The 19,789-nt window shown below is 58.0% G+C and carries 18 protein-coding genes and 3 tRNA genes; 3 read left to right on the plus strand and 18 right to left on the minus strand.

Annotation, left to right across the window (positions count from 1 at the left end):
• Window positions 1-86: 86 nt before the first annotated feature.
• From rlmB to ACR809_RS23175, 5 genes are all read right to left on the minus strand, one after another.
• Window positions 87-818, minus strand: coding sequence for a 23S rRNA (guanosine(2251)-2'-O)-methyltransferase RlmB (rlmB, locus tag ACR809_RS23155; RefSeq protein WP_002885669.1), 732 nt, complete (start codon window positions 816-818; stop codon window positions 87-89).
• A gap of 81 nt (window positions 819-899) precedes the next feature.
• Window positions 900-3,332, minus strand: a complete 2,433-nt coding sequence (gene rnr / locus ACR809_RS23160; RefSeq protein WP_002885668.1) for a ribonuclease R — start codon at window positions 3,330-3,332, stop codon at window positions 900-902.
• A gap of 36 nt (window positions 3,333-3,368) precedes the next feature.
• Window positions 3,369-3,794 (minus strand): nitric oxide-sensing transcriptional repressor NsrR, encoded by a 426-nt coding sequence (gene nsrR / locus ACR809_RS23165; protein WP_002885667.1) that lies wholly within the window; start codon window positions 3,792-3,794, stop codon window positions 3,369-3,371.
• A 150-nt stretch (window positions 3,795-3,944) separates the two neighbouring features.
• The gene (locus ACR809_RS23170) at window positions 3,945-5,243 is read right to left on the minus strand and encodes an adenylosuccinate synthase (RefSeq protein WP_002885665.1); all 1,299 of its coding nucleotides are present in this window, start codon (window positions 5,241-5,243) and stop codon (window positions 3,945-3,947) included.
• A gap of 102 nt (window positions 5,244-5,345) precedes the next feature.
• On the minus strand, window positions 5,346-5,543 hold the full coding sequence (locus ACR809_RS23175; protein ID WP_002885664.1) for a DUF2065 domain-containing protein: 198 nt from the start codon (window positions 5,541-5,543) through the stop codon (window positions 5,346-5,348).
• A gap of 223 nt (window positions 5,544-5,766) precedes the next feature.
• Here ACR809_RS23175 and ACR809_RS23180 point away from each other — a divergent pair, with 223 nt between their 5' ends.
• Window positions 5,767-6,057: a hypothetical protein gene (locus tag ACR809_RS23180; RefSeq protein ID WP_002885663.1), complete on the plus strand. Its 291-nt coding sequence runs from the start codon at window positions 5,767-5,769 to the stop codon at window positions 6,055-6,057.
• A gap of 82 nt (window positions 6,058-6,139) precedes the next feature.
• On the opposite strand, the gene hflC is transcribed toward ACR809_RS23180, so the two are convergent.
• The 9 genes from hflC to nnr all read right to left on the minus strand — a co-directional run bounded on the left by hflC (window position 6,140) and on the right by nnr (window position 16,382).
• Window positions 6,140-7,144 carry a protease modulator HflC gene (hflC, locus tag ACR809_RS23185; protein WP_002885662.1) on the minus strand — a complete coding sequence of 335 codons (1,005 nt, stop codon included), beginning with the start codon at window positions 7,142-7,144 and terminating at the stop codon, window positions 6,140-6,142.
• 2 nt (window positions 7,145-7,146) lie between these two features.
• The gene (hflK, locus tag ACR809_RS23190) at window positions 7,147-8,409 is read right to left on the minus strand and encodes an FtsH protease activity modulator HflK (protein WP_004146726.1); all 1,263 of its coding nucleotides are present in this window, start codon (window positions 8,407-8,409) and stop codon (window positions 7,147-7,149) included.
• A 65-nt stretch (window positions 8,410-8,474) separates the two neighbouring features.
• Window positions 8,475-9,755, minus strand: a complete 1,281-nt coding sequence (hflX, locus tag ACR809_RS23195; protein ID WP_004146725.1) for a ribosome rescue GTPase HflX — start codon at window positions 9,753-9,755, stop codon at window positions 8,475-8,477.
• 75 nt (window positions 9,756-9,830) lie between these two features.
• Entirely contained in the window at window positions 9,831-10,139 is a 309-nt protein-coding gene (gene hfq / locus ACR809_RS23200) for an RNA chaperone Hfq (RefSeq protein WP_002885659.1), read from the minus strand.
• A 92-nt stretch (window positions 10,140-10,231) separates the two neighbouring features.
• Complete coding sequence (gene miaA / locus ACR809_RS23205; protein WP_002885652.1) at window positions 10,232-11,182, minus strand: tRNA (adenosine(37)-N6)-dimethylallyltransferase MiaA; 951 nt, start codon at window positions 11,180-11,182, stop codon at window positions 10,232-10,234.
• Window positions 11,175-13,034, minus strand: coding sequence for a DNA mismatch repair endonuclease MutL (mutL, locus tag ACR809_RS23210; protein WP_048337971.1), 1,860 nt, complete (start codon window positions 13,032-13,034; stop codon window positions 11,175-11,177). The genes miaA and mutL overlap by 8 nt, the downstream gene beginning before the upstream one ends.
• A gap of 10 nt (window positions 13,035-13,044) precedes the next feature.
• Window positions 13,045-14,400 carry an N-acetylmuramoyl-L-alanine amidase AmiB gene (gene amiB, locus ACR809_RS23215; RefSeq protein WP_004152021.1) on the minus strand — a complete coding sequence of 452 codons (1,356 nt, stop codon included), beginning with the start codon at window positions 14,398-14,400 and terminating at the stop codon, window positions 13,045-13,047.
• Between the two features lie 16 nt (window positions 14,401-14,416).
• Complete coding sequence (gene tsaE / locus ACR809_RS23220) at window positions 14,417-14,878, minus strand: tRNA (adenosine(37)-N6)-threonylcarbamoyltransferase complex ATPase subunit type 1 TsaE (protein ID WP_116946382.1); 462 nt, start codon at window positions 14,876-14,878, stop codon at window positions 14,417-14,419.
• On the minus strand, window positions 14,871-16,382 hold the full coding sequence (gene nnr / locus ACR809_RS23225) for a bifunctional ADP-dependent NAD(P)H-hydrate dehydratase/NAD(P)H-hydrate epimerase (RefSeq protein ID WP_023280764.1): 1,512 nt from the start codon (window positions 16,380-16,382) through the stop codon (window positions 14,871-14,873). Before nnr ends, tsaE begins: the two co-directional genes overlap by 8 nt.
• A gap of 13 nt (window positions 16,383-16,395) precedes the next feature.
• On the opposite strand from nnr, the gene queG reads away from it, so the two are divergent.
• Window positions 16,396-17,535, plus strand: coding sequence for a tRNA epoxyqueuosine(34) reductase QueG (queG, locus tag ACR809_RS23230; protein ID WP_004178333.1), 1,140 nt, complete (start codon window positions 16,396-16,398; stop codon window positions 17,533-17,535).
• 270 nt (window positions 17,536-17,805) lie between these two features.
• Here the strand turns inward: queG and ACR809_RS23235 are convergent.
• From ACR809_RS23235 to ACR809_RS23245, 3 genes are all read right to left on the minus strand, one after another.
• Window positions 17,806-17,881 (minus strand) — tRNA-Gly (locus tag ACR809_RS23235).
• Window positions 17,882-17,953: 72 nt separating this feature from the next.
• A tRNA-Gly gene (locus ACR809_RS23240) sits at window positions 17,954-18,029 on the minus strand.
• A gap of 68 nt (window positions 18,030-18,097) precedes the next feature.
• A tRNA-Gly gene (locus tag ACR809_RS23245) sits at window positions 18,098-18,173 on the minus strand.
• A gap of 294 nt (window positions 18,174-18,467) precedes the next feature.
• Between ACR809_RS23245 and ACR809_RS23250 the strand changes: the two genes are divergently transcribed.
• Window positions 18,468-19,199 (plus strand): transporter substrate-binding domain-containing protein, encoded by a 732-nt coding sequence (locus ACR809_RS23250; RefSeq protein WP_004177719.1) that lies wholly within the window; start codon window positions 18,468-18,470, stop codon window positions 19,197-19,199.
• 43 nt (window positions 19,200-19,242) lie between these two features.
• Here ACR809_RS23250 and orn read toward each other — a convergent pair whose 3' ends face one another.
• Window positions 19,243-19,788, minus strand: coding sequence for an oligoribonuclease (gene orn, locus ACR809_RS23255; RefSeq protein ID WP_002885538.1), 546 nt, complete (start codon window positions 19,786-19,788; stop codon window positions 19,243-19,245).
• Between the last annotated feature and the right edge of the window lies 1 nt (window position 19,789).

Genomic DNA, 19,789 nt, shown 5'->3' on the forward strand with positions numbered 1-19,789 from the left:
TTATCCGGAGGGATACTCGCCCGCGAGAGCGGTCACAAAAAAGCCATCCCGGAGGATGGCTTTTTTTGATTCGTCGATGGTTCAGCTTAGCTGCGCTGGCGTACTGCTTCAAACAGACAGATGCCGGTAGCCACCGAGACGTTCAGCGAGGAGACGCTGCCCGCCATCGGGATGCTGATCAATTCATCACAGTGTTCGCGGGTCAGACGACGCATGCCTTCGCCTTCCGCGCCCATCACCAGCGCCATCGGGCCGGTCATTTTGCTCTGGAACAGCGTATGGTCGGCTTCCCCTGCGGTTCCGACGATCCAGACGTTCTCTTCCTGCAGCAGACGCATGGTGCGCGCCAGGTTGGTGACGCGGATCAGCGGGACGTTCTCCGCCGCGCCGCAGGCCACTTTCTTCGCCGTCGCATTCAACTGAGCGGAACGATCTTTTGGCACGATCACCGCATGCACGCCGGCGGCGTCAGCGCTACGCAGGCAGGCGCCGAGGTTGTGCGGATCGGTTACGCCGTCGAGGATCAGCAGGAACGGTTGATCGAGCTGCGCCAGCAGATCCGGCAGATCGTTCTCCTGATACTGACGCCCCGGCTTCACGCGGGCAATGATCCCCTGGTGCACAGCGCCTTCGCTCTTCTCATCAAGAAACTGACGGTTGGCCAGCTGAATCACCACGCCCTGCGCTTCCAGGGCATGGATCAGCGGCAGCAAGCGCTTATCCTCACGGCCTTTCAGAATATAAACTTCCTGAAAACGCTCAGGTGCGCGCTCCAGCAGTGCCTGCACCGCATGGATGCCGTAAATCATTTCACTCATTGATGTACTCGTTTTAGGTTCTGTTATCTGCCCCCTTCACCCCATCCTGCGTCAGCAGACTTCAGGGTGAAGGGAGGTCAATCACTCGGCGATCTTCTTCTTTGCCGCGCGCTTGGCTTTCGTCGCGGCGGCGATTTTCTGTGTTTTCGCCGACGGTTTTTTCGCTTTTTTCTCTTTCTTCGGTCGGGCGGTCTCTTTCTCTTTACGGAAAGCGCTGTCCGGCTCGAAGTTTACCTGCTTACCCACCTGGCGGCGACGGCCGCCCGGCTTGCCAGAGGTACTCTTTTTCGCTTTCTCACGGGCGGTCTTGCCGACATTACGCGGCGCACGCTCGCTGGAGATCAGGGTAAAGTCGATTTTCCGCTCGTCCATGTTGACCGCTTCCACACGGACTTCCACGCGGTCGCCCAGGCGATAGGTCTGGCCGCCGGACTCACCAATGAGACGCTGCCCCACCTGATCGAAACGATAATAGTCGTTATCCAGGCTGGAAACATGCACCAGACCGTCGATAAACAGATCGTTCAGGCGGACGAAGAAGCCAAAGCCGGTCACGCTGGCGATCACGCCGGAGAAGATGTTGCCCACCTGATCCTGCATGAAGTCGCACTTCAGCCAGTCAGACACTTCGCGCGTCGCTTCGTCGGCGCGGCGCTCGGTCATCGAACAGTGCTGACCCAGCTGGAGCATCTCTTCCATGCTGTAGTGCCAGCCGCCGGTCTCGGTGCTGTTGCCTTTATGTCCCTGCTCTTTGGCCAGCAGATACTTGATAGCGCGGTGCAGCGACAGGTCCGGGTAACGACGAATCGGCGAGGTGAAGTGGGCGTATGACTGCAGCGCCAGGCCAAAGTGACCGCGGTTTTCCGGATCGTAGACCGCCTGCTTCATGGAGCGCAGGAGCATCGTCTGCAGCATTTCCGCATCCGGGCGATCGGCGATGGAGGTTAGCAGCTCGGCGTAATCACGCGGCTCCGGCTTGTTGCCGCCAGGCAGCTCCAGTCCCAGCTCAGCCAGCACGGTACGGAAGGAGGTAATCGCTTCGGTGGTTGGCTTATCATGGATACGGAACAGCGCTGGCTCCTGCGCCTTCTCAACGAAGCGCGCGGCGGAGATGTTCGCCAGGATCATGCACTCTTCAATCAGCTTATGCGCATCGTTACGCTGAGTCTGTTCGATACGCTCAATACGGCGTTCGGCATTGAAGATGAATTTAGCTTCTTCACTTTCAAATGAGATACCGCCGCGCTCTTCGCGGGCGCTCTCCAGCACTTTGTAGAGGTTATGCAGCTCTTCAATGTGCTTCACCAGCGGCGCGTAGTGTTCGCGCAGTTCCTGGTCACCCTGCAGCATATGCCACACTTTGGTGTAGGTCAGGCGAGCATGTGAACTCATCACCGCTTCATAGAATTTATAACCGGTCAGACGGCCTTTTGACGAAATCGTCATCTCGCACACCATACACAGGCGATCGACCTGCGGGTTCAGCGAGCATAGACCGTTAGACAGCACTTCCGGCAGCATCGGCACTACCTGCGACGGGAAGTAGACCGAGGTGCCACGACTGCGCGCTTCCGCATCCAGCGGCGTCCCCGGGCGCACGTAGTAGCTGACGTCGGCAATGGCGACCCACAGGCGCCAGCCGCCGCCGCGTTTCTTCTCGCAGTACACCGCGTCATCGAAGTCGCGGGCATCTTCGCCGTCAATGGTAACCAGCGGCAGCGAGCGTAAATCGACGCGTCCGGCCTTCGCCTCTTCCGGCACCTGTTCTTTGAGACCGGAAACCTGTTTTTCCACCGCCGGCGGCCAGACATAAGGAATCTCATGGGTACGCAGCGCCATATCGACGGCCATGCCGGTGCCCATGTTGTCGCCCAGCACTTCGACGATTTTACCCACCGCTTTGGTGCGGCGGGTTGGTCGCTGGGTCAGCTCGACCACGACCACGTAGCCCATCCGCGCGCCCATTATCTCTTCCGGCGGGATCAGGATATCGAAGCTCAGGCGGCTGTCGTCCGGGACGACAAAGCCGACGCCAGCGTCGGTGAAGTAACGGCCAACTATCTGGCTGGTTTTCGGCACGAGGACGCGGACGATGCGCGCTTCGCGGCGGCCCTTACGGTCCGCGCCCAGCGGCTGAGCCAGCACCTGGTCGCCGTGAATACAGGTTTTCATCTGCTCTGACGACAGGTACAGATCGTCTTTGCGCCCTTCAACGCGCAGGAAACCATAGCCATCGCGGTGGCCAATAACGGTTCCTTTGAGGAGATCGAGGCGTTCCGGCAGGGCATAGCACTGGCGGCGGGTGAAGACCAGCTGACCGTCGCGCTCCATCGCGCGCAGGCGGCGGCGCAGCGCTTCGGTTTGCTCTTCGCCCTCGATATTTAACTCGATGGCCAGCTCATCGCGGCTGGCAGGCTTTTCCCGTTTAGTTAAATGTTCGAGGATAAATTCCCGGCTCGGGATAGGGTTCGCGTACTTCTCAGCTTCGCGTTCCTGGAATGGATCTTGTGACATATCGGTTCCTCCGTTGTCATCTCCGGCAGAGTGGCGTCACTCCACCAGCAATAATTTATAAAGCGGTTGATTCTTCTCAACCAAATCAGCCAGCGTATAGTTATCCAGTTCCTTGAGAAAACTCTGCGCGGCTTCAGCTAGTGCCTGTTTCAGACGACAGGCTGGTGTAATGTGGCAAAACTCGCTGCTGCAGTTGACCAGCGATAAGGGTTCAAGGTCACGCACCACGTCACCGACGCGGATCTGTCCTGCTGGTTTGCCGAGGCGAATGCCCCCGTTCTTCCCCCGCACGGCAGTCACGTAGCCCATGCGACTTAACTGATTGATTATTTTAACCATATGATTACGGGAGACGCCATAGACCTCGGTCACTTCCGAGATACTGGTCATTCGTCCTTCCGGCAGCGACGCCATATAAATCAGCGCGCGTAGTCCGTAATCGGTGAAACTCGTTAACTGCACATAAACCTCAGGGAAAAGAAAACAGGGTATGTCGAGCGACATCATTATTATTGATGATAAACCAGCCAGCGCTCAGGCCGCTAATTTATTTGAAATGGGGCGGGCGAACAGCAAAAACAAGGGCGCCCGAACGGCGCCCCTTGAGAGTGATTACGCGTCGAACGGATCGCGCAGAATCATAGTCTCGGTACGGTCTGGACCGGTAGAGATGATATCCACCGGCACGCCGGTCAGCTCTTCAATACGCTGGATGTAGTTCAGGGCTGCCTGCGGCAGGCCGCTGCGCTCTTTCACGCCGAAGGTGGTTTCGGACCAGCCCGGCATGGTTTCGTAGATAGGCTCGATACCTTCCCAGTTATCGGCAGCCAGCGGAGTGGTGGTCACTTCGCGGCCATCCGGCATACGGTAGCCAACGCAGATTTTCACTTCTTTCAGGCCGTCGAGGACGTCCAGTTTAGTCAGGCAGAAGCCGGACAGGGAGTTAATCTGCACCGCGCGACGGACTGCGACCGCATCCAGCCAGCCGGTACGACGACGACGGCCGGTGGTGGCGCCGAATTCGTTACCCTGCTTGCAGAGGAACTCGCCAGTTTCATCAAACAGCTCGGTCGGGAACGGACCTGCACCGACGCGAGTTGAGTACGCTTTAATGATGCCCAGTACGTAATCCACATAACGCGGGCCCAGGCCGGAGCCGGTCGCCACGCCACCTGCGGTGGTGTTAGAGGACGTAACGTACGGGTAGGTACCGTGGTCGATATCCAGCAGCGTACCCTGCGCGCCTTCGAACATCACGAAGTCGCCGCGCTGACGCGCCTGATCCAGCAGGTCGGATACGTCCACCACCATGCTGGTCAGGATGTCGGCAATCGCCATCACATCGTCCAGCACTTTCTGGTAGTCAACCGCTTCTGCTTTGTAGAAGTTCACCAGCTGGAAGTTGTGATATTCCATCACTTCTTTCAGTTTATCGGCGAAGGTTGCTTTATCGAACAGATCGCCAACGCGCAGACCGCGACGAGCGACTTTATCTTCGTAAGCCGGGCCAATGCCGCGACCGGTAGTGCCGATCGCTTTCGCGCCACGCGCTTTTTCACGCGCCACGTCCAGCGCCACGTGATAGTCAAGGATAAGCGGGCAGGCTTCAGAGAGCAGCAGACGCTCGCGAACCGGGATACCACGGTCTTCCAGGCCCTTCATCTCTTTCATCAGCGCGGCCGGAGACAGCACGACGCCGTTACCGATGATGCTGGTGACGTTTTCACGCAGAATGCCTGATGGAATAAGATGGAGAACGGTTTTTTCACCGTTGATTACGAGAGTATGGCCGGCGTTGTGACCACCCTGGTAGCGCACAACATATTTAGCCCGTTCAGTCAGGAGATCGACGATCTTCCCTTTACCTTCGTCACCCCATTGGGTGCCCAGTACGACGACGTTGTTACCCATTTTTCAAAATCACCGTTTGCTTAAAAATGGATTCTACCATCGCTTTTTCAGAGTTACAGCACTTTTTGCATCCAAAATAAGGCAAATCCGACCACTTTTTGATCAGCCAATCGATTTCCTCAACATGTAGTAGATCACAATCCCGGCAACCACAAGTCCGCCGCCAAAACGACGCAATAAATTATCCGGTAGCTGGCTCAGGCTGGCGACCATTTTGCGCCAGGCGCGCGGATAAAGCAGCGGGCCAAGCCCTTCAAGTACTAAAACCAGCGCCAGCGCCAGCCAAATGGTGGAGTTCATCGTCAACCCTAATTGAAAAGTATCATTGCCGCCCTCGCGGGCGTCATCGGCCAGCATGGTGAATTCATTCCCTCATTTCACATTGTCCCGTATTTCAGCTTCATTATGAACCGGAAAGGTGAAACAAAATTCACAACTAATTGTATTGCTGCATATTTTTTAAATTGTAACTATGCCATCGCGTACTACAACCCGGTACGTCTACTTAATCAGGAAGATTATGATGAGAGAATTAACCGCATTTGAAATCGAAAATGTGAGCGGCGCAGGCTGGTTACAGGATGGTCTGGCGGCCTTAGGCAGCAAGGTCGGCGCAGCCGCATGGACGATGGGCACCGATGCCCTGAGCATTAACCTGCCACTGCTTGGCACCCTCAATCTGGCCGACCTGGCGCCGGACCTGGGCAAAACCCTGGGCGAAAGCGTTGGGTCGACTATCGGTGGCACCATCGAAAGTGCGCTGGCAGGCCTGCCGGTGATCGGCGGCCTGCTGAACAAGCTACTCGGCAACTAATTCCCGCCCTCGCAGCATGAAAAAAGGCGCCTGTTTCAGGCGCCTTTTCGCATTATTACTTCAGGTTTACACCTTCTCCGGCTTATTTACGCGCCGAATCCGGTGAACGCATATAGCGGAAGAAATCGCTGTCCGGACTCAGGACCATCACATCCTGATTGCTCTGGAAGCTCTTCTCATAGGCACGCAGGCTACGGATAAAGGAGTAGAAGCCTGGATCCTGGCTGAACGCGTCGGCAAACAGTTTCGCTGATTCCGCATCACCTTCACCACGCAGGATACGGCCCTGGCGCTCGGCTTCCGCCAGCGTCTTGGTGACTTCATAGTCCGCAGTCGCGCGCAGTTTTTCCGCCTCTTCCTGACCCTGTGAACGGTGGCGACGAGCAACCGCTTCACGCTCCGCGCGCATACGGTTATAAATCGCTTCCGACACTTCTGCCGGCAGGTTGATCTGTTTGATACGTACGTCGACAACTTCGATACCCAGCGCCGCCATACTGTTCGGGTTGATCACCTGCACTTTACCGTTGGTTTCGGCTTCCACACGCTCTGCCGCTTTAGCAATCGCGTCGTCAGCCGCCGGGGTACTAACCTCATCTTCCGTACCGGCCGAACCCGAGTTCAGCGCATCGCGCACTTCCAGGGTCAGGCGACCACGGGAGTCGGTGACGATATCTTTCACATCCAAACGACCAATTTCAGAACGCAGACGGTCAGAGAATTTACGCTTCAGCAGCACCTCGGCCTGGGAGACGTCGCCGCCGCCGGTTGCCAGGTAGTAACGGCTGAAGTCGCTGATGCGCCACTTGATATAGGAGTCGACGATCAGGTCTTTCTTCTCTTTAGTAACGAAACGGTCAGCCTGGTTGTCCATGGTCTGAATACGCGCATCCAGCATCTTCACCGATTCGATAAACGGGATCTTGAAGTGCAGGCCTGGCGCATACACCAGCGGCTTGTTTTCGTCGTCGCGCAGAACTTTACCGAAACGCAGCGTGATACCGCGCTCGCCTTCCTTTACGACAAAGACAGACATGTAGAGCACTACCAGCACGATGACAATGATCGCGATAACAGATTTACGCATCGTTATTCCCCCTGACGCTGGTAGTCGTTACGCTGCGCGTTAGCGCGGCGTTGGTCCATAATGCTACCCCCGGTTGAGCTCGAGGTTGATGAGGTGCTGGCGCTGCTTGAGCTGGATGCTGGCGGCAGGCGCAGCAGATCGCTGGCGTCACTGCTATCGCTCTTTGCTGCCGGCGCAGCGGCGCCTTTCAGCATCTGATCCAGCGGCAGAACCATCAGATTGCCGTTTTTGCTGTCATTGACCAGCACTTTACGGGTGTGGCTCAGCACTTTTTCCATGGTTTCGATATACAGACGCTCGCGGGTAATTTCCGGCGCGGCTTTGTATTCCGGCAGGATCTTCGCAAAGCGAGCCACTTCACCCTGGGCTTCCAGAACGGTCTGGGTCTTATAGGCGCGTGCCTCTTCGAGGATACGCTGCGCCTGACCATTCGCCCGCGGCTGGACTTCGTTGGTATACGCTTCCGCTTCACGAATGTACTGCTGCTCGTTCTCACGCGCGGCAATGGCATCGTCAAACGCGGCCTTCACCTCTTCCGGCGGACGCGCCGTCTGGAAGTTGACGTCCAGCAGAGTGATACCCATGTTGTACGGGCGAATCGTCTCTTCCAGCTCACGCTGGGTATCGCTACGGATCACGGTACGACCTTCGGTCAGAATGCGATCCATGGTGTATTTGCCGATCACGCCGCGCAGCGCGCTGTCGGTGGCCTGACGCAGACTGTCGTCCGCGCTGGTCACGCTAAACAGATAGCGCTCCGGATCGGTGACGCGGTACTGCACGTTCATCTCAACGCGCACCACGTTTTCGTCAGAGGTCAGCATGACGCCGGAAGCCGCAAGTTCGCGCACCGACTCCACGTTCACCGCCTGAACGTTATCGATAAAGGTCGGTTTCCAGTTCAGGCCAGGCTCAACCAGATGGCTGAACTTGCCAAAACGGGTGACCACGCCGCGCTCGGCCTCTTTAATGGTATAGAAACCGCTGGCCGCCCAGATAATCACTGCCGCCGCGGCAACGATGCCGACAATACGCCCGCCCATCGGTCCGCGAGGCCCCTGCGCGCTATTGCCGCCGCCCAGTCCGCCCTTGCCGCCGCCGAGCCCGCCAAGTTTTTTACTTAACTTGCGGAAGATATCATCCAGATCCGGCGGCCCCTGCTCGCGACCGCCTTTATTGCCATTTCCCTCAGAGTTGCCGCCAGGTTTGCTGCTCCCCCACGGGTCGCGGTCCTGTCCGTTATTACCGGGCTGATTCCACGCCATGTATATGCTCCATATTTGTTTTTGATATCCCCACAGGGGTCAATATCTTCAGGCAAGCTGCAAGGTTAAACCACATAGTCAACAAGCGTTGGCTCTTGCTTACAGAGGCGCCGCCAGTCAACGATCGGCATGCGCACCTGCAGACTCACGCTGCCGTCATCCTCCATCCACTCTTTTTCTATCGCCTGAAGCTGATAGAAACGGCTTCTCAGTCGCCCTTCTTTCGGCGGTAAGCGCAGCGTATGCTGGGCCACTTCACCGGAAAGACGCTCCGTTAATGCCTGAAAAAGCAGTGGTACGCCAACCCCGGTCTGGGCTGAAAGCCAGACCCGAATCGGTTTATTTTCATCGTCGCGATCGATGCGCGGTTCAAAATCGTCAAGCATGTCGATTTTGTTCATCACCAGCAGCGCCGGGATCTCATCGGCCTCAATTTCAGCGAGAACCGTATTTACCGCATCAATGTTTTCCTGCACGCGGACATCCGCCGCATCAATCACATGCAGCAGCAGCGTCGCCTGACGCGTCTCCTGCAACGTCGCTTTAAACGCGGCTACCAGATCGTGCGGCAGGTGGCGAATAAAGCCGACGGTATCGGCCAGCACCGTTTCGCCGACGTCAGGGACGTCAATGCGGCGCAGCGTCGGGTCCAGGGTGGCGAACAGCTGGTTCGCGGCATAGACCTCGGCGGCAGTGATCTGGTTAAAGAGCGTTGATTTTCCGGCGTTGGTATAGCCCACCAGCGACACGGTAGGAATATCGGCTTTCGCACGCGACCGCCGCCCCTGCTCGCGCTGTTTCTCGACTTTTTCCAGCCGCGACAGGATCTGCATGATACGGTTACGCAATAAACGGCGGTCGGTTTCGAGCTGGGTTTCACCCGGGCCACGCAAACCAATCCCGCCCTTCTGTCTTTCAAGGTGGGTCCAACCGCGGACAAGGCGAGTCGCCATATGGCGCAGCTGCGCCAGCTCGACCTGCAATTTCCCTTCATGGGTGCGCGCGCGCTGGGCGAAAATATCTAAAATAAGACCGGTGCGATCGATAACCCGGCATTCGCACAGGCGTTCCAGGTTACGTTCTTGCGCCGGACTCAGGGCATGATCGAAGAGCACGACCGAAGCGCCGGTCGCTTTAACGGCTTCCGCAATTTCGACTGCCTTACCTTCACCAACAAAATACTTCGGGTGCGGTGCTTTACGGCTACCGGTAATCACCTGCATTGCTTCGACACCGGCGGAAGAGGCCAGAGTTTCAAACTCCTGGAGATCTTCCATATCTTTGTCTTGCGAAAAATAGATGTGTACCAGTACCGCCTGCTCACCGGCGTCATAACGGTCAAACAAGCGTAAACCCCTTATAAAATACCAGCGGGGAACGCAGAAAACCTGGCTCCCCGGCGTGGAAAAACAGCACTGGCCTTATTCGGCGTCGTCGCTGTCTTGTTGCGGCGCAGAAGAACCCTGCGCGCTACCACCGTGGTGATAGTTACTGGAACCGCCGCCAGCATTGTTGCTGTGGTGAGACACCGGGCGAGACGGGACAACAGTAGAAATTGCGTGCTTATAGACCATCTGGCTGACCGTGTTCTTCAACAGGATCACGAACTGATCGAAAGACTCAATTTGCCCTTGCAGCTTGATACCATTCACCAAATAAATAGAAACCGGAACGCGTTCCCGACGCAAAGCGTTCAGGAACGGATCTTGTAAAGATTGCCCCTTAGCCATTCTCTCTTTTCCTTATATGTATGCTTGTTTTGTACTCAGAACCTTACGATTCTCAAAAAAAATTACGCACGATACCGTTTAATTGTACACGTTCAGTTCTGGCTCGCACCAACAACCTGTAATACTTTGTTGAGCGCTTGTTCAGGTTGTTCACTGTCTAACCAGTGCACACCTTCCCAACCGCGCAGCCAGGTGACCTGACGTTTGGCTAACTGTCTCGTGGCGCAAACACCTCGATAAACCATCTCATCATACGGGATCTCGCCATTGAGATATGACCACATCTGGCGGTATCCGACACAACGGATGGAAGGCATGTCCGTATGCAAATCTCCGCGGGCAAAAAGCGCCCGTACTTCTGCTTCAAAACCTGAAGCTAACATCTGATGAAAACGCTGTTCTATGCGTTGATGGAGCAGTTCACGGCTCGCCGGGGCGATGGCGAACTGATGCACCTGATATGGCAGAGCGTCTCCTGACGTTTGCGTCAGTTCCGTTAAAGTTTTACCCGAAATGAAAAAAACTTCCAGTGCCCGGGAAAGCCTTTGCGGATCATTTGGATGAATACGCGCAGCAGCCACGGGATCGATCTCCTGTAATTGCTGATGTAACGCATTCCACCCCTGCTCTGCGGCCTGCTGCTCAATCCGCGCTCTGACCTCTGGGTCAGCCGACGGTAAGGGCGACAATCCTTCCAGCAACGCTTTGAAATACAACATCGTTCCGCCGACTAACAGCGGAATTCGCCCGGCGGCGACAATATCCGCCATCGCCGCCAGCGCATCGCGGCGAAAATCCGCCGCGGAATAGGCCTCCGCAGGATCCAAAATATCCAGCAGCCGATGCGGCGCAGCGCTAAGCTCCGCAGCATCCGGTTTGGCGGTGCCAATATCCATTCCCCGATAAATGAGGGCGGAATCAACGCTAATCAACTCTACTGGCAAAACTTTACGTAAGGCTATCGCCAGCGCGGTTTTGCCGGAGGCCGTCGGGCCCATTAAAAAAATTGCCTTGGGCAGGCTCGCCTCGGTTACATCATTCATCTTTCAGGGCATTCATCGCCGAATGGAGATCTACAGGTTGTAACAGGCCACCCGGCGGCGTTCTCACCAGCTGCGGGCAAAGACGCTCAACGTCCGCCAGCAGCGCAATCGCCTGCGCCATATTCCATGACGTCTGTTCGCTCGTCAGATTACGCGCCATCCATTGGGCGATATTGCCGACGTCGAATGCGTTTTGCTGCGCCAGGTAGCCTATCAGTTCAGGAATCAAGATTTGTAAATTTTGTTGTCTTAAGGGTAAAGGGACCGCGCGCACCGTCACGTGCAGGGCATCGGTATGCACATCGATCCCTAGCTGCGCCAGCGCCGGCTGAGCGGCGGCCAGCGCCTGTTTTTCCCCTTCCGTAACTTTTAACCGCAGCGGGATCAGCAGCGGCTGAGCACATACCGCCTCCGCTCCCGGGGTCAACTGCGCCTGGCGCAGCCAGCGCTCGGCAACGGTCAACGACAGCAGCGCCAGACCGCCCTCGCGCTCCAGCAGCGCGCAGTCGCCGCCAACAATCGTCAGCACTCTGCCAAAGCTCTGACTGTGACCGGCCAACTCTGCCGCCGACGGAGGCTGCAACGCTGGCTTTGGCGCCGTTGGCGTGTCGAGCAGTTGACGATAAAGCGCTCCCTGCTGCTTCTGGTAACCCGGCTGCGCATGCGGCCAGCTCGCGCCGCCCGGTTTGCCGCTGGAGGCCGCAGGCTCACGCGATGGCGTGATGCTGAAGCGGGTCGCAGGCTCCCGCGCTTCCGCTGGCCGCGCAAACTGGTTGCCTCCCGCGGCGATGCGGTTCTCCGGCATCGGGCGCGGCGCCGGCGGGTCGTCTTTTTCCGCCAGCGGCGCGTCAAGCTGCTGCTGCAGTACGCTCAGTACGCCCTGGTAGATAAAGTCGTGCACCAGGCGCGACTGATGGAAACGCACCTCATGCTTGGCCGGGTGGACGTTTACATCCACCTGATGGGGATCGATCTCCAGATACAGCACAAACGCCGGTTGCTGATCGGCCCCCAGCTTGTCTTCACAGGCCTGGCGGATAGCATGGTTGATCAGCCGATCGCGCATCATCCGCCCGTTAACGTAGCAATACTGAATTTCCGCCAGCGCCGGGGTGGTATGCAGCGGATCGGCGACCCAGCCGCGCAGGGTCAGATCGCCATGCTGCCACTCGATCGCCAGCGCATGTTCGAGAAAAGCGGCGCCGCAAATTGTCCCCAGCCGGCGCTCGCGCTGGCCATCCTGAGCGACGGCCCGATACTGGCGCATCACCTTGCCGTTATGGCTGAGGTTGATAGTGACGTCGAAGCGCGCCAGCGCAATGCGGCGCACCACCTCGTCAATGTGGCCGAACTCGGTCTTTTCGGTGCGCATAAATTTGCGCCGCGCCGGGGTGTTATAGAACAGATCGAGGACTTCCAGAGTGGTACCGACCGGGTGCGCCGCCGGCTTCACCGTCACCGCCTGATCGCGGCCTTCAGCATACGCCTGCCAGGCTTCCTGCTGCTCCGCCGTGCGCGAAGTCAGCGTTAAGCGCGCCACCGAACTGATACTGGCCAGCGCTTCGCCGCGAAAGCCGAGGCTGATAATGGCCTCCAGATCGTCAAGCGAGGCGATCTTGCTGGTCGCATGACGAGCCAGGGCCAGCGCCAGCTCGTCTTTTTTGATGCCGCTGCCGTTATCGCGGATGCGAATAAGCTTGGCGCCGCCGCGTTCGATATCAATGTCAATCCGCGTAGCGCCCGCATCAAGACTGTTCTCAACCAGCTCTTTCACCACCGACGCGGGCCGCTCCACCACCTCGCCGGCGGCAATCTGGTTGGCGAGCTGCGGCGGCAGAACCTGAATCGGCATCCCCTGCTCCTTAGTTAATCAACATCCCGCCCGGCGCCGCGGCGCTGGCGGTCTGCGCCGCCTCGCCGCGAGGCGCCGACTGCAGCGGATGCTGCATAAAGTAGTTGCGTAAGCCGTTATAAATCGCCTCCGCAATCTGCTCCTGGTAATCATCGCTACCCAGCAGCCGCTCTTCGCCGTTGTTACTGATAAAGCCCGTTTCCACGAGGATCGACGGGATGTCCGGCGAGCGCAGCACTCCAAGGCTAGCATGCTCCGGGCGGCGTTTGTGCAGGTTGCCAATACGCTGCAGCTGGCTCAGCACGTTGGTCGCCACATCGTAGCCGACGCGCTGGGAATGACCAAACTGCAGATCCAGCACCGCCTGGCTCAGGTAGGGGTCGGCCTGGCTGTTTGCCAGCACATCGCCCGCACCGCCGAGCAGTTCAGACTGCTTCTCATGCTGCTCGAGCCAACCGGCCATTTCGCTGTTGGCGCGACGGTTCGAGAGCACCCACACCGAGGCGCCGGTGGCATCGCGGTTTGGCGCGGCGTCAGCATGGATAGAGACGAGGAAATTGGCGTTTTGCTTACGCGCCACGTCAGAGCGGCCCATCACCGAAATAAAGTAATCCCCGTCGCGGGTCAGCACCGGCTTAAACTGCGGATCGGCGTTCAGTAACGCCCGCAGCTTGCGCGCGATAGCGATAGTGACGTTCTTCTCTTTGGTGCCGTTCGGACCAATTGCGCCAGGATCCTGGCCGCCGTGTCCGGCATCGATGGCGATAATCACCTTATCATCCGCCGACACCGTACGGGCCGCCGGGCGAGTCACGGTCTGATTGTTGGTCATCGCCGGCTGAGAGGAGGTCATCACCGTCTGCCGTTCATGACCCGACGAGCTGAACGGGTTACGCCCTGACGTCGTCGTCCGGGAAGGCATCACCGGCGGCGGGTCGGCCCGTTTCACCACCACGGGCGGCGGAGGCGGCGGCGGCGGCGCGTCGGCGTTGATGGTAAAGACCACCGTGTAATTCGCCCCGTTCTGTTGCTTCACCGCCCGGGTTTTGCCATCTTCCGTCAGATCCACCAGCAGACGCAGCGTCTGCGTATCCTGCGGCGTGCCGGCGCGAATACTCTTCACCAGGTTGCTGCCGCTAAACTGCAGCGGTAGTCCCTGCAATACGCCGGTCTGCTTGATATCCAGCGCCACCAGACGTTTACCCTGTGGGGTAAAGGAGTACTCCGGCTCACCGACAAAGCTTAGGGTAATACGGGCCTGCTGGTCTCCGTTAGAGACCTGGATATCGGATAAACTCGCCGCAGTGGCGTGAAGACTCGACAGCATCAGCGCAGCGGCAAGCCAGGTGGTTATGCGATACTTCATCCCGTTATCCTTCAGGCTAAAAGGCTAAACGCGCCAGTAAAGATTCACCCCGTGAGGAGATCGCGGTAATACGCGCCTCACGCCCTTGTGCCTGGTAATCAAGGTGAATTTCAACATCCGGGTCAGGCAGGACACCTGCGCCTTGCTGCGGCCATTCCACCAGGCAGATGGCATCGTCGGCAAAATAATCACGGATCCCCATAAATTCGAGTTCCTCAGGATCCGCCAGACGGTAGAGATCGAAGTGATACACCATCAGGTTCTCGAGGGTATAGGGCTCCACCAGGGTATAAGTTGGGCTTTTGACATTGCCGCGGTGACCGAGCGCCTGCAAAAAGCCGCGGCTGAAGGTCGTTTTCCCCGCGCCTAAATCACCATACAGATAAATCACGGTGGCGCCGGTACAGGCCTGCGCGATGAGGTCGCCAAGGGCCAGCGTGGCCTGCTCATCGGGTAAAGGAATCACTCGGTTAATCATGGTCTACGTCAATCACATCCGGGTTAACAACACGCCTGAGCGTGGAAAAGAGATCGGTCGCCAGCATGCCGCGGGTGCCCTCGCGAGCGGCCAGTCGGTCGGCGGCATCGCCATGCGCGACGCACCCGGCACAGGCAGCATCATACGGCGTCAGGTGCTGTCCTAACAACGCGGCGATGATGCCGGTGAGCACATCGCCCATCCCGCCGCTGGCCATCCCGGCATTGCCGGCATCGATAATGCCCATCGCCCCGCTTTCACTAGCCACCACCGTGCCCGCGCCTTTCAGCACAACCACGCCGCCATACCGTTTTACCAGACGCTGCGCAGAAAGTAAGCGATCGCTTTCAATTTCTGCCACGCTGACGTTCAGCAAACGGGCCGCTTCGCCGGGGTGCGGCGTTAGCACGCGATTGTGACGTTTATCGGGATTGAATGCCAGCAGGTTCAGCGCGTCGGCGTCCCAGACCATCGGTTTGTTAAAACTTTCCACCGTGCGCAGGGCGCTGCGCCCCCATTCGCGCTGCCCCAGGCCCGGGCCAATCGCCACCACGTCCGCCCACTCCAGCGCGGCTTTCAGAGTCTGCGGCGTCAGCTCATCTACCATTAACTCCGGCCGCACGGTGACAATGGGCGCCACGTTCTCCGGGTGAGTAAGTACTCGCACCAGTCCCGCGCCGCTGCGTAGGGCCGCTTCACCGCACATACGGATAGCGCCTGCCGTGCCGCGATCGCCGCCGACAATCACCAGCTTGCCGTGATCGCCTTTATGGGAGGTGGCCCGCCGCGGCGGCAGCCAGTCGGCGAGGTGGGCGGCGCAAAACCGCGTCAGAGGAGTGCTTTGTCCGGCGAGCCAGCGTTCGAGCCCCAGCGCATGATGGTGGAGTTGCCCGACGACATCCCGCGCCTTGCCGGTCAGCAGCCCCGGCTTGAGGGCGATAAAGGTCAGCGTATGGTCGGCCTGTACCACTGCACCTGGCGTCGCGCCCGTCTGCGCATTCAGGCCGGAAGGGATATCCAGCGCCACCACCGGCGCCGGGTGGTGGTTCGCCTGGTGGATGAGCGCCGCAACGGGATCGCGCGGCGCGCTGTGCAGACCGGTGCCGAGCAGGCCATCAATAATCAGTGAGATATCGTCGGGCCATGGGATGGTCGCCGCATGGATCACGCCGCCGGCGTTAAGCCACGCCTCCCGCGCCGCCTGCGCCTCTTCCGGCAGCGGGCTGTCACTCTCCACCGCCAGCAGCGTCACCCGCCGCCCCGCGGCCTGTGCCAGACGCGCAACGACATATCCGTCGCCGCCGTTGTTGCCATGTCCGCAGAGGATCAGCCAGTGCGCGCTGGCAGGATAAGCACAGCTGGCCAGCTGGAACGCCGCCTCGCCCGCGCGCTGCATGAGTTCGAACAGCGTCAGCCCCAGGCTGTCCGCCGCCTCTCGTTCGGCCAGGCGCAGCGCCTCCGCAGGCCAAATGTTGTATGGTATACTGTCAGGGTTTTTCGTCATTGTATGGTCCATCATGTCACAGCCCCTCGATCTCGTTCAGTTAGCGCAACAAATCAAACAATGGGGCACAGAGCTTGGGTTCCAGCAGGTGGGGATCGCCGATACCGACCTCAGCGCCAGTGAACCCAAACTGCAGGCATGGCTGGATAAACAATACCACGGCGAAATGGAATGGATGGCCCGTCACGGTATGATGCGCGCCCGTCCCCACGAACTGCTGCCCGGTACGTTACGCGTCATCAGCGTGCGGATGAACTATCTGCCCGCTAACGCCGCCTTTGCCCGCACCCTGAAAGATCCCACGCTGGGTTACGTCAGCCGTTATGCCCTCGGGCGTGATTATCATAAGCTGCTACGTAATCGCCTGAAAAAGCTGGGGGAGAAGATTCAGGAACAGTGTGCTTCGCTCAATTTTAGACCTTTTGTCGATTCCGCGCCTATCCTGGAACGGCCAATCGCAGAAAAAGCGGGCCTAGGCTGGACAGGTAAGCACTCACTTATCTTAAGCCGCGACGCCGGATCGTTCTTTTTCCTCGGCGAACTGCTGATTGATCTGCCCCTGCCGGTCGACAGCCCGGTCGCGGAAGAGTGTGGGCGCTGCGTCGCCTGCATGACCATCTGTCCCACCGGGGCCATCGTTGAGCCCTATACCGTCGACGCCCGGCGCTGCATCTCCTATCTCACCATTGAACTGGAAGGTGCAATCCCCGAGGAGTTCCGTCCACTTATCGGCAACCGTATTTACGGTTGTGATGATTGTCAGCTGATCTGCCCGTGGAACCGTTTCTCACAGCTCACCGATGAAGAGGATTTCAGCCCACGCAAAGCGCTGCATGCCCCGCCGCTGGTGGAGCTGTTCGCCTGGAGCGAAGCGTGGTTTCTGAAGGTGACCGAAGGGTCGGCGATTCGTCGCATTGGCCACCTGCGCTGGCTGCGTAATATCGCCGTCGCGTTGGGCAATGCGCCCTGGGATGAAGCCCATCTTCGCGCCCTGGAGAGCCGCCGGGGCGAGCACCCGCTTCTCGACGAACACATTGAGTGGGCGATTGCCCAGCAACTGAAAAAGCGGAACGCCGACGCCGTTGAAGTACAGCTGCCGAAAAAATTACGTCTGGTCAGAGTGGTAGAGAAAGGCTTGCCGCGCGACGCCTGATTCATTCACAGGCTGTGAATAAAATCTAAAACACATTGCGTTTCAAGGCGCAGACCAAGGTCAAGTGATCGGATTAACATTTTGAAATGAAATTTATTTGTTAAATTTCAATCACATACAAAGATACTATTTACAAAGCGAAGCATTTGCGCCGCCAGTGACGGAACGACAACCTGTGGATAACTCTGTTCACAGTATTTCTGCGGACCAAACGAAAATCATCCCCGGAGCTGGATTGCACTGTGGATAAATAAGAGATGGAAGAAAATTTGGAGCGGGAAACGAGACTCGAACTCGCGACCCCGACCTTGGCAAGGTCGTGCTCTACCAACTGAGCTATTCCCGCTTAATCATCGTCATTCAAGCTACCGTCTAGCAACCTGAAAACTGCGACTGGTGTGGTGTGTCTTTCAAATTTTGGAGCGGGAAACGAGACTCGAACTCGCGACCCCGACCTTGGCAAGGTCGTGCTCTACCAACTGAGCTATTCCCGCTTAATCTTCGGCTTTCGCCCCGCATCTGCGAGATGAAATCCTTTGATCAGGATGGTGCTTTCAAATTTTGGAGCGGGAAACGAGACTCGAACTCGCGACCCCGACCTTGGCAAGGTCGTGCTCTACCAACTGAGCTATTCCCGCGTTACTGCATTTTTTGCCATATTTCGATGGCGTCGTAATTTGCATTTCTGCGTCGTTACGGGAGGCGCATTATACGAGAATTCGATGCCCCTGCAACCCCCTGACGATCACTTTTTTGCGTTTTTTGTTTAAATGGACATTTTCTCGCCATCTACGCCGCTGAATTGTATAAATAAGCGTCATAACGGGCAAAATCGCTTTTTCCGCCCGGCTGAATGACGCAAAATCGCTCGCATCATACAGCGGTGGCGCGACATATAACGAGGCCACCCCGACGCCAAACAGGGAATTAGCATGAGAAAAGTCCTCACCGTCCTGCTGCTGAGCACGCTGGCCATCGGAACCGCGTCAGCCGAGACGCTCCATTTTGGCACCACCACGGCCAATCCACCGTTTGTCACCGCCAACGGCAAAAATCAGCCCGTTGGCTTCGATATCGATCTCGCGCACGCCCTGTGCCAGCAGATGCAGGCGCAGTGCCAGTTCACGGCGCAGCGTTTCGATACCCTGATCCCGGCTTTACGCTTTAAGAAATTTGACGCGGTGATTGCCGGCATGGAAGTGATCCCGATGCGTGAGAAGCAGGTCGCCTTCAGCCGACCCTATCGCCAGGCGCTCTCCGGGGTAGTGATCGTCAACAAAGATGTCGCCCATACCTTTGCCGATCTGAAGGCTAAAAAAGTCGGCGTGGTGAAAGGCACGCTGCATCAGCGCTACCTGCGTGATAAACAGAAAGCCGTACAGGCTGTCCCTTACGACGATGTCGCCAGCGCCCTGGCCGCGCTGAAAGCCGGGCAAATAACCGGCGTCATGGGCGACTTCGCCACCCTCGACGCCTGGCAGCAGGAGAACCCTGACTACGCCATCATGGATGAACGGGCCACCGACCCGGCTTATTACGGTAAGCAGTATGCGATTGCGGTGCGCAAAGACGATCCGGAGCTGCTGAATGCGATCAACGATGCCCTGGCCGCGGTCATGGCGACACCTGACTTCCAGCAGATGCAGCAGAAGTGGTTTAAATAACGCAGAAAAGTGTACCGGGCCGCGCACAGGGCCCGGTCGCGGTTTACAGCTTAATGAAGTGTTCGCGGTAGTAAGCCAGCTCGGCGACCGACTCGCGGATATCGTCCATCGCCTGATGAGTGCCCTGCTTTTTAAAACCGTCGAGAATTTCCGGCTTCCAGCGGCGCGCCAGCTCTTTCAGCGTGCTAACGTCCAGGTAGCGATAGTGGAAATAGGCTTCCAGTTGCGGCATGTACTTAAACAGGAAGCGACGATCCTGGCCGATACTGTTGCCGCAGATCGGCGACTTGCCCGCCGGCACCCACTGCTTAAGAAACTCAATGGTCGCCAGTTCGGCATCGTGCTCGCTGACGGTGCTGGCCTTTACGCGATCCACCAGACCGCTGCCGGTATGCGTCCGCACATTCCACTCGTCCATTAATGCCAGCTGAGCGTCCGACTGATGCACCGCGATGGTCGGGCCCTCAGCCAGAATGTTCAGGTTGGCATCGGTCACCAGGGTGGCGATTTCGATAATGCGATCGCGCTCCGGATCCAGCCCTGTCATCTCAAGATCGATCCAAATGAGGTTGTTTTCATTTGCACTCATG

Origin of the sequence: Klebsiella sp. CD33, assembly GCF_051992865.1 — a bacterium.
Taxonomy (GTDB): Bacteria; Pseudomonadota; Gammaproteobacteria; order Enterobacterales; family Enterobacteriaceae; genus Klebsiella; species Klebsiella pneumoniae.

Excerpts from the sequence above, each read along its gene's own strand:
- rlmB (WP_002885669.1), bottom strand. The coding sequence starts at position 818 with ATGAGTGAAATGATTTACGGCATCCATGCGGTGCAGGCACTGCTGGAG.
- rnr (WP_002885668.1), bottom strand. The coding sequence starts at position 3,332 with ATGTCACAAGATCCATTCCAGGAACGCGAAGCTGAGAAGTACGCGAAC.
- ACR809_RS23170 (WP_002885665.1), bottom strand. The coding sequence starts at position 5,243 with ATGGGTAACAACGTCGTCGTACTGGGCACCCAATGGGGTGACGAAGGT.
- ACR809_RS23175 (WP_002885664.1), bottom strand. The coding sequence starts at position 5,543 with ATGAACTCCACCATTTGGCTGGCGCTGGCGCTGGTTTTAGTACTTGAA.
- ACR809_RS23180 (WP_002885663.1), top strand. The coding sequence starts at position 5,767 with ATGAGAGAATTAACCGCATTTGAAATCGAAAATGTGAGCGGCGCAGGC.
- hflC (WP_002885662.1), bottom strand. The coding sequence starts at position 7,144 with ATGCGTAAATCTGTTATCGCGATCATTGTCATCGTGCTGGTAGTGCTC.
- hflK (WP_004146726.1), bottom strand. The coding sequence starts at position 8,409 with ATGGCGTGGAATCAGCCCGGTAATAACGGACAGGACCGCGACCCGTGG.
- hfq (WP_002885659.1), bottom strand. The coding sequence starts at position 10,139 with ATGGCTAAGGGGCAATCTTTACAAGATCCGTTCCTGAACGCTTTGCGT.
- miaA (WP_002885652.1), bottom strand. The coding sequence starts at position 11,182 with ATGAATGATGTAACCGAGGCGAGCCTGCCCAAGGCAATTTTTTTAATG.
- mutL (WP_048337971.1), bottom strand. The coding sequence starts at position 13,034 with ATGCCGATTCAGGTTCTGCCGCCGCAGCTCGCCAACCAGATTGCCGCC.
- amiB (WP_004152021.1), bottom strand. The coding sequence starts at position 14,400 with ATGAAGTATCGCATAACCACCTGGCTTGCCGCTGCGCTGATGCTGTCG.
- tsaE (WP_116946382.1), bottom strand. The coding sequence starts at position 14,878 with ATGATTAACCGAGTGATTCCTTTACCCGATGAGCAGGCCACGCTGGCC.
- nnr (WP_023280764.1), bottom strand. The coding sequence starts at position 16,382 with ATGACGAAAAACCCTGACAGTATACCATACAACATTTGGCCTGCGGAG.
- queG (WP_004178333.1), top strand. The coding sequence starts at position 16,396 with ATGTCACAGCCCCTCGATCTCGTTCAGTTAGCGCAACAAATCAAACAA.
- ACR809_RS23250 (WP_004177719.1), top strand. The coding sequence starts at position 18,468 with ATGAGAAAAGTCCTCACCGTCCTGCTGCTGAGCACGCTGGCCATCGGA.
- orn (WP_002885538.1), bottom strand. The coding sequence starts at position 19,788 with ATGAGTGCAAATGAAAACAACCTCATTTGGATCGATCTTGAGATGACA.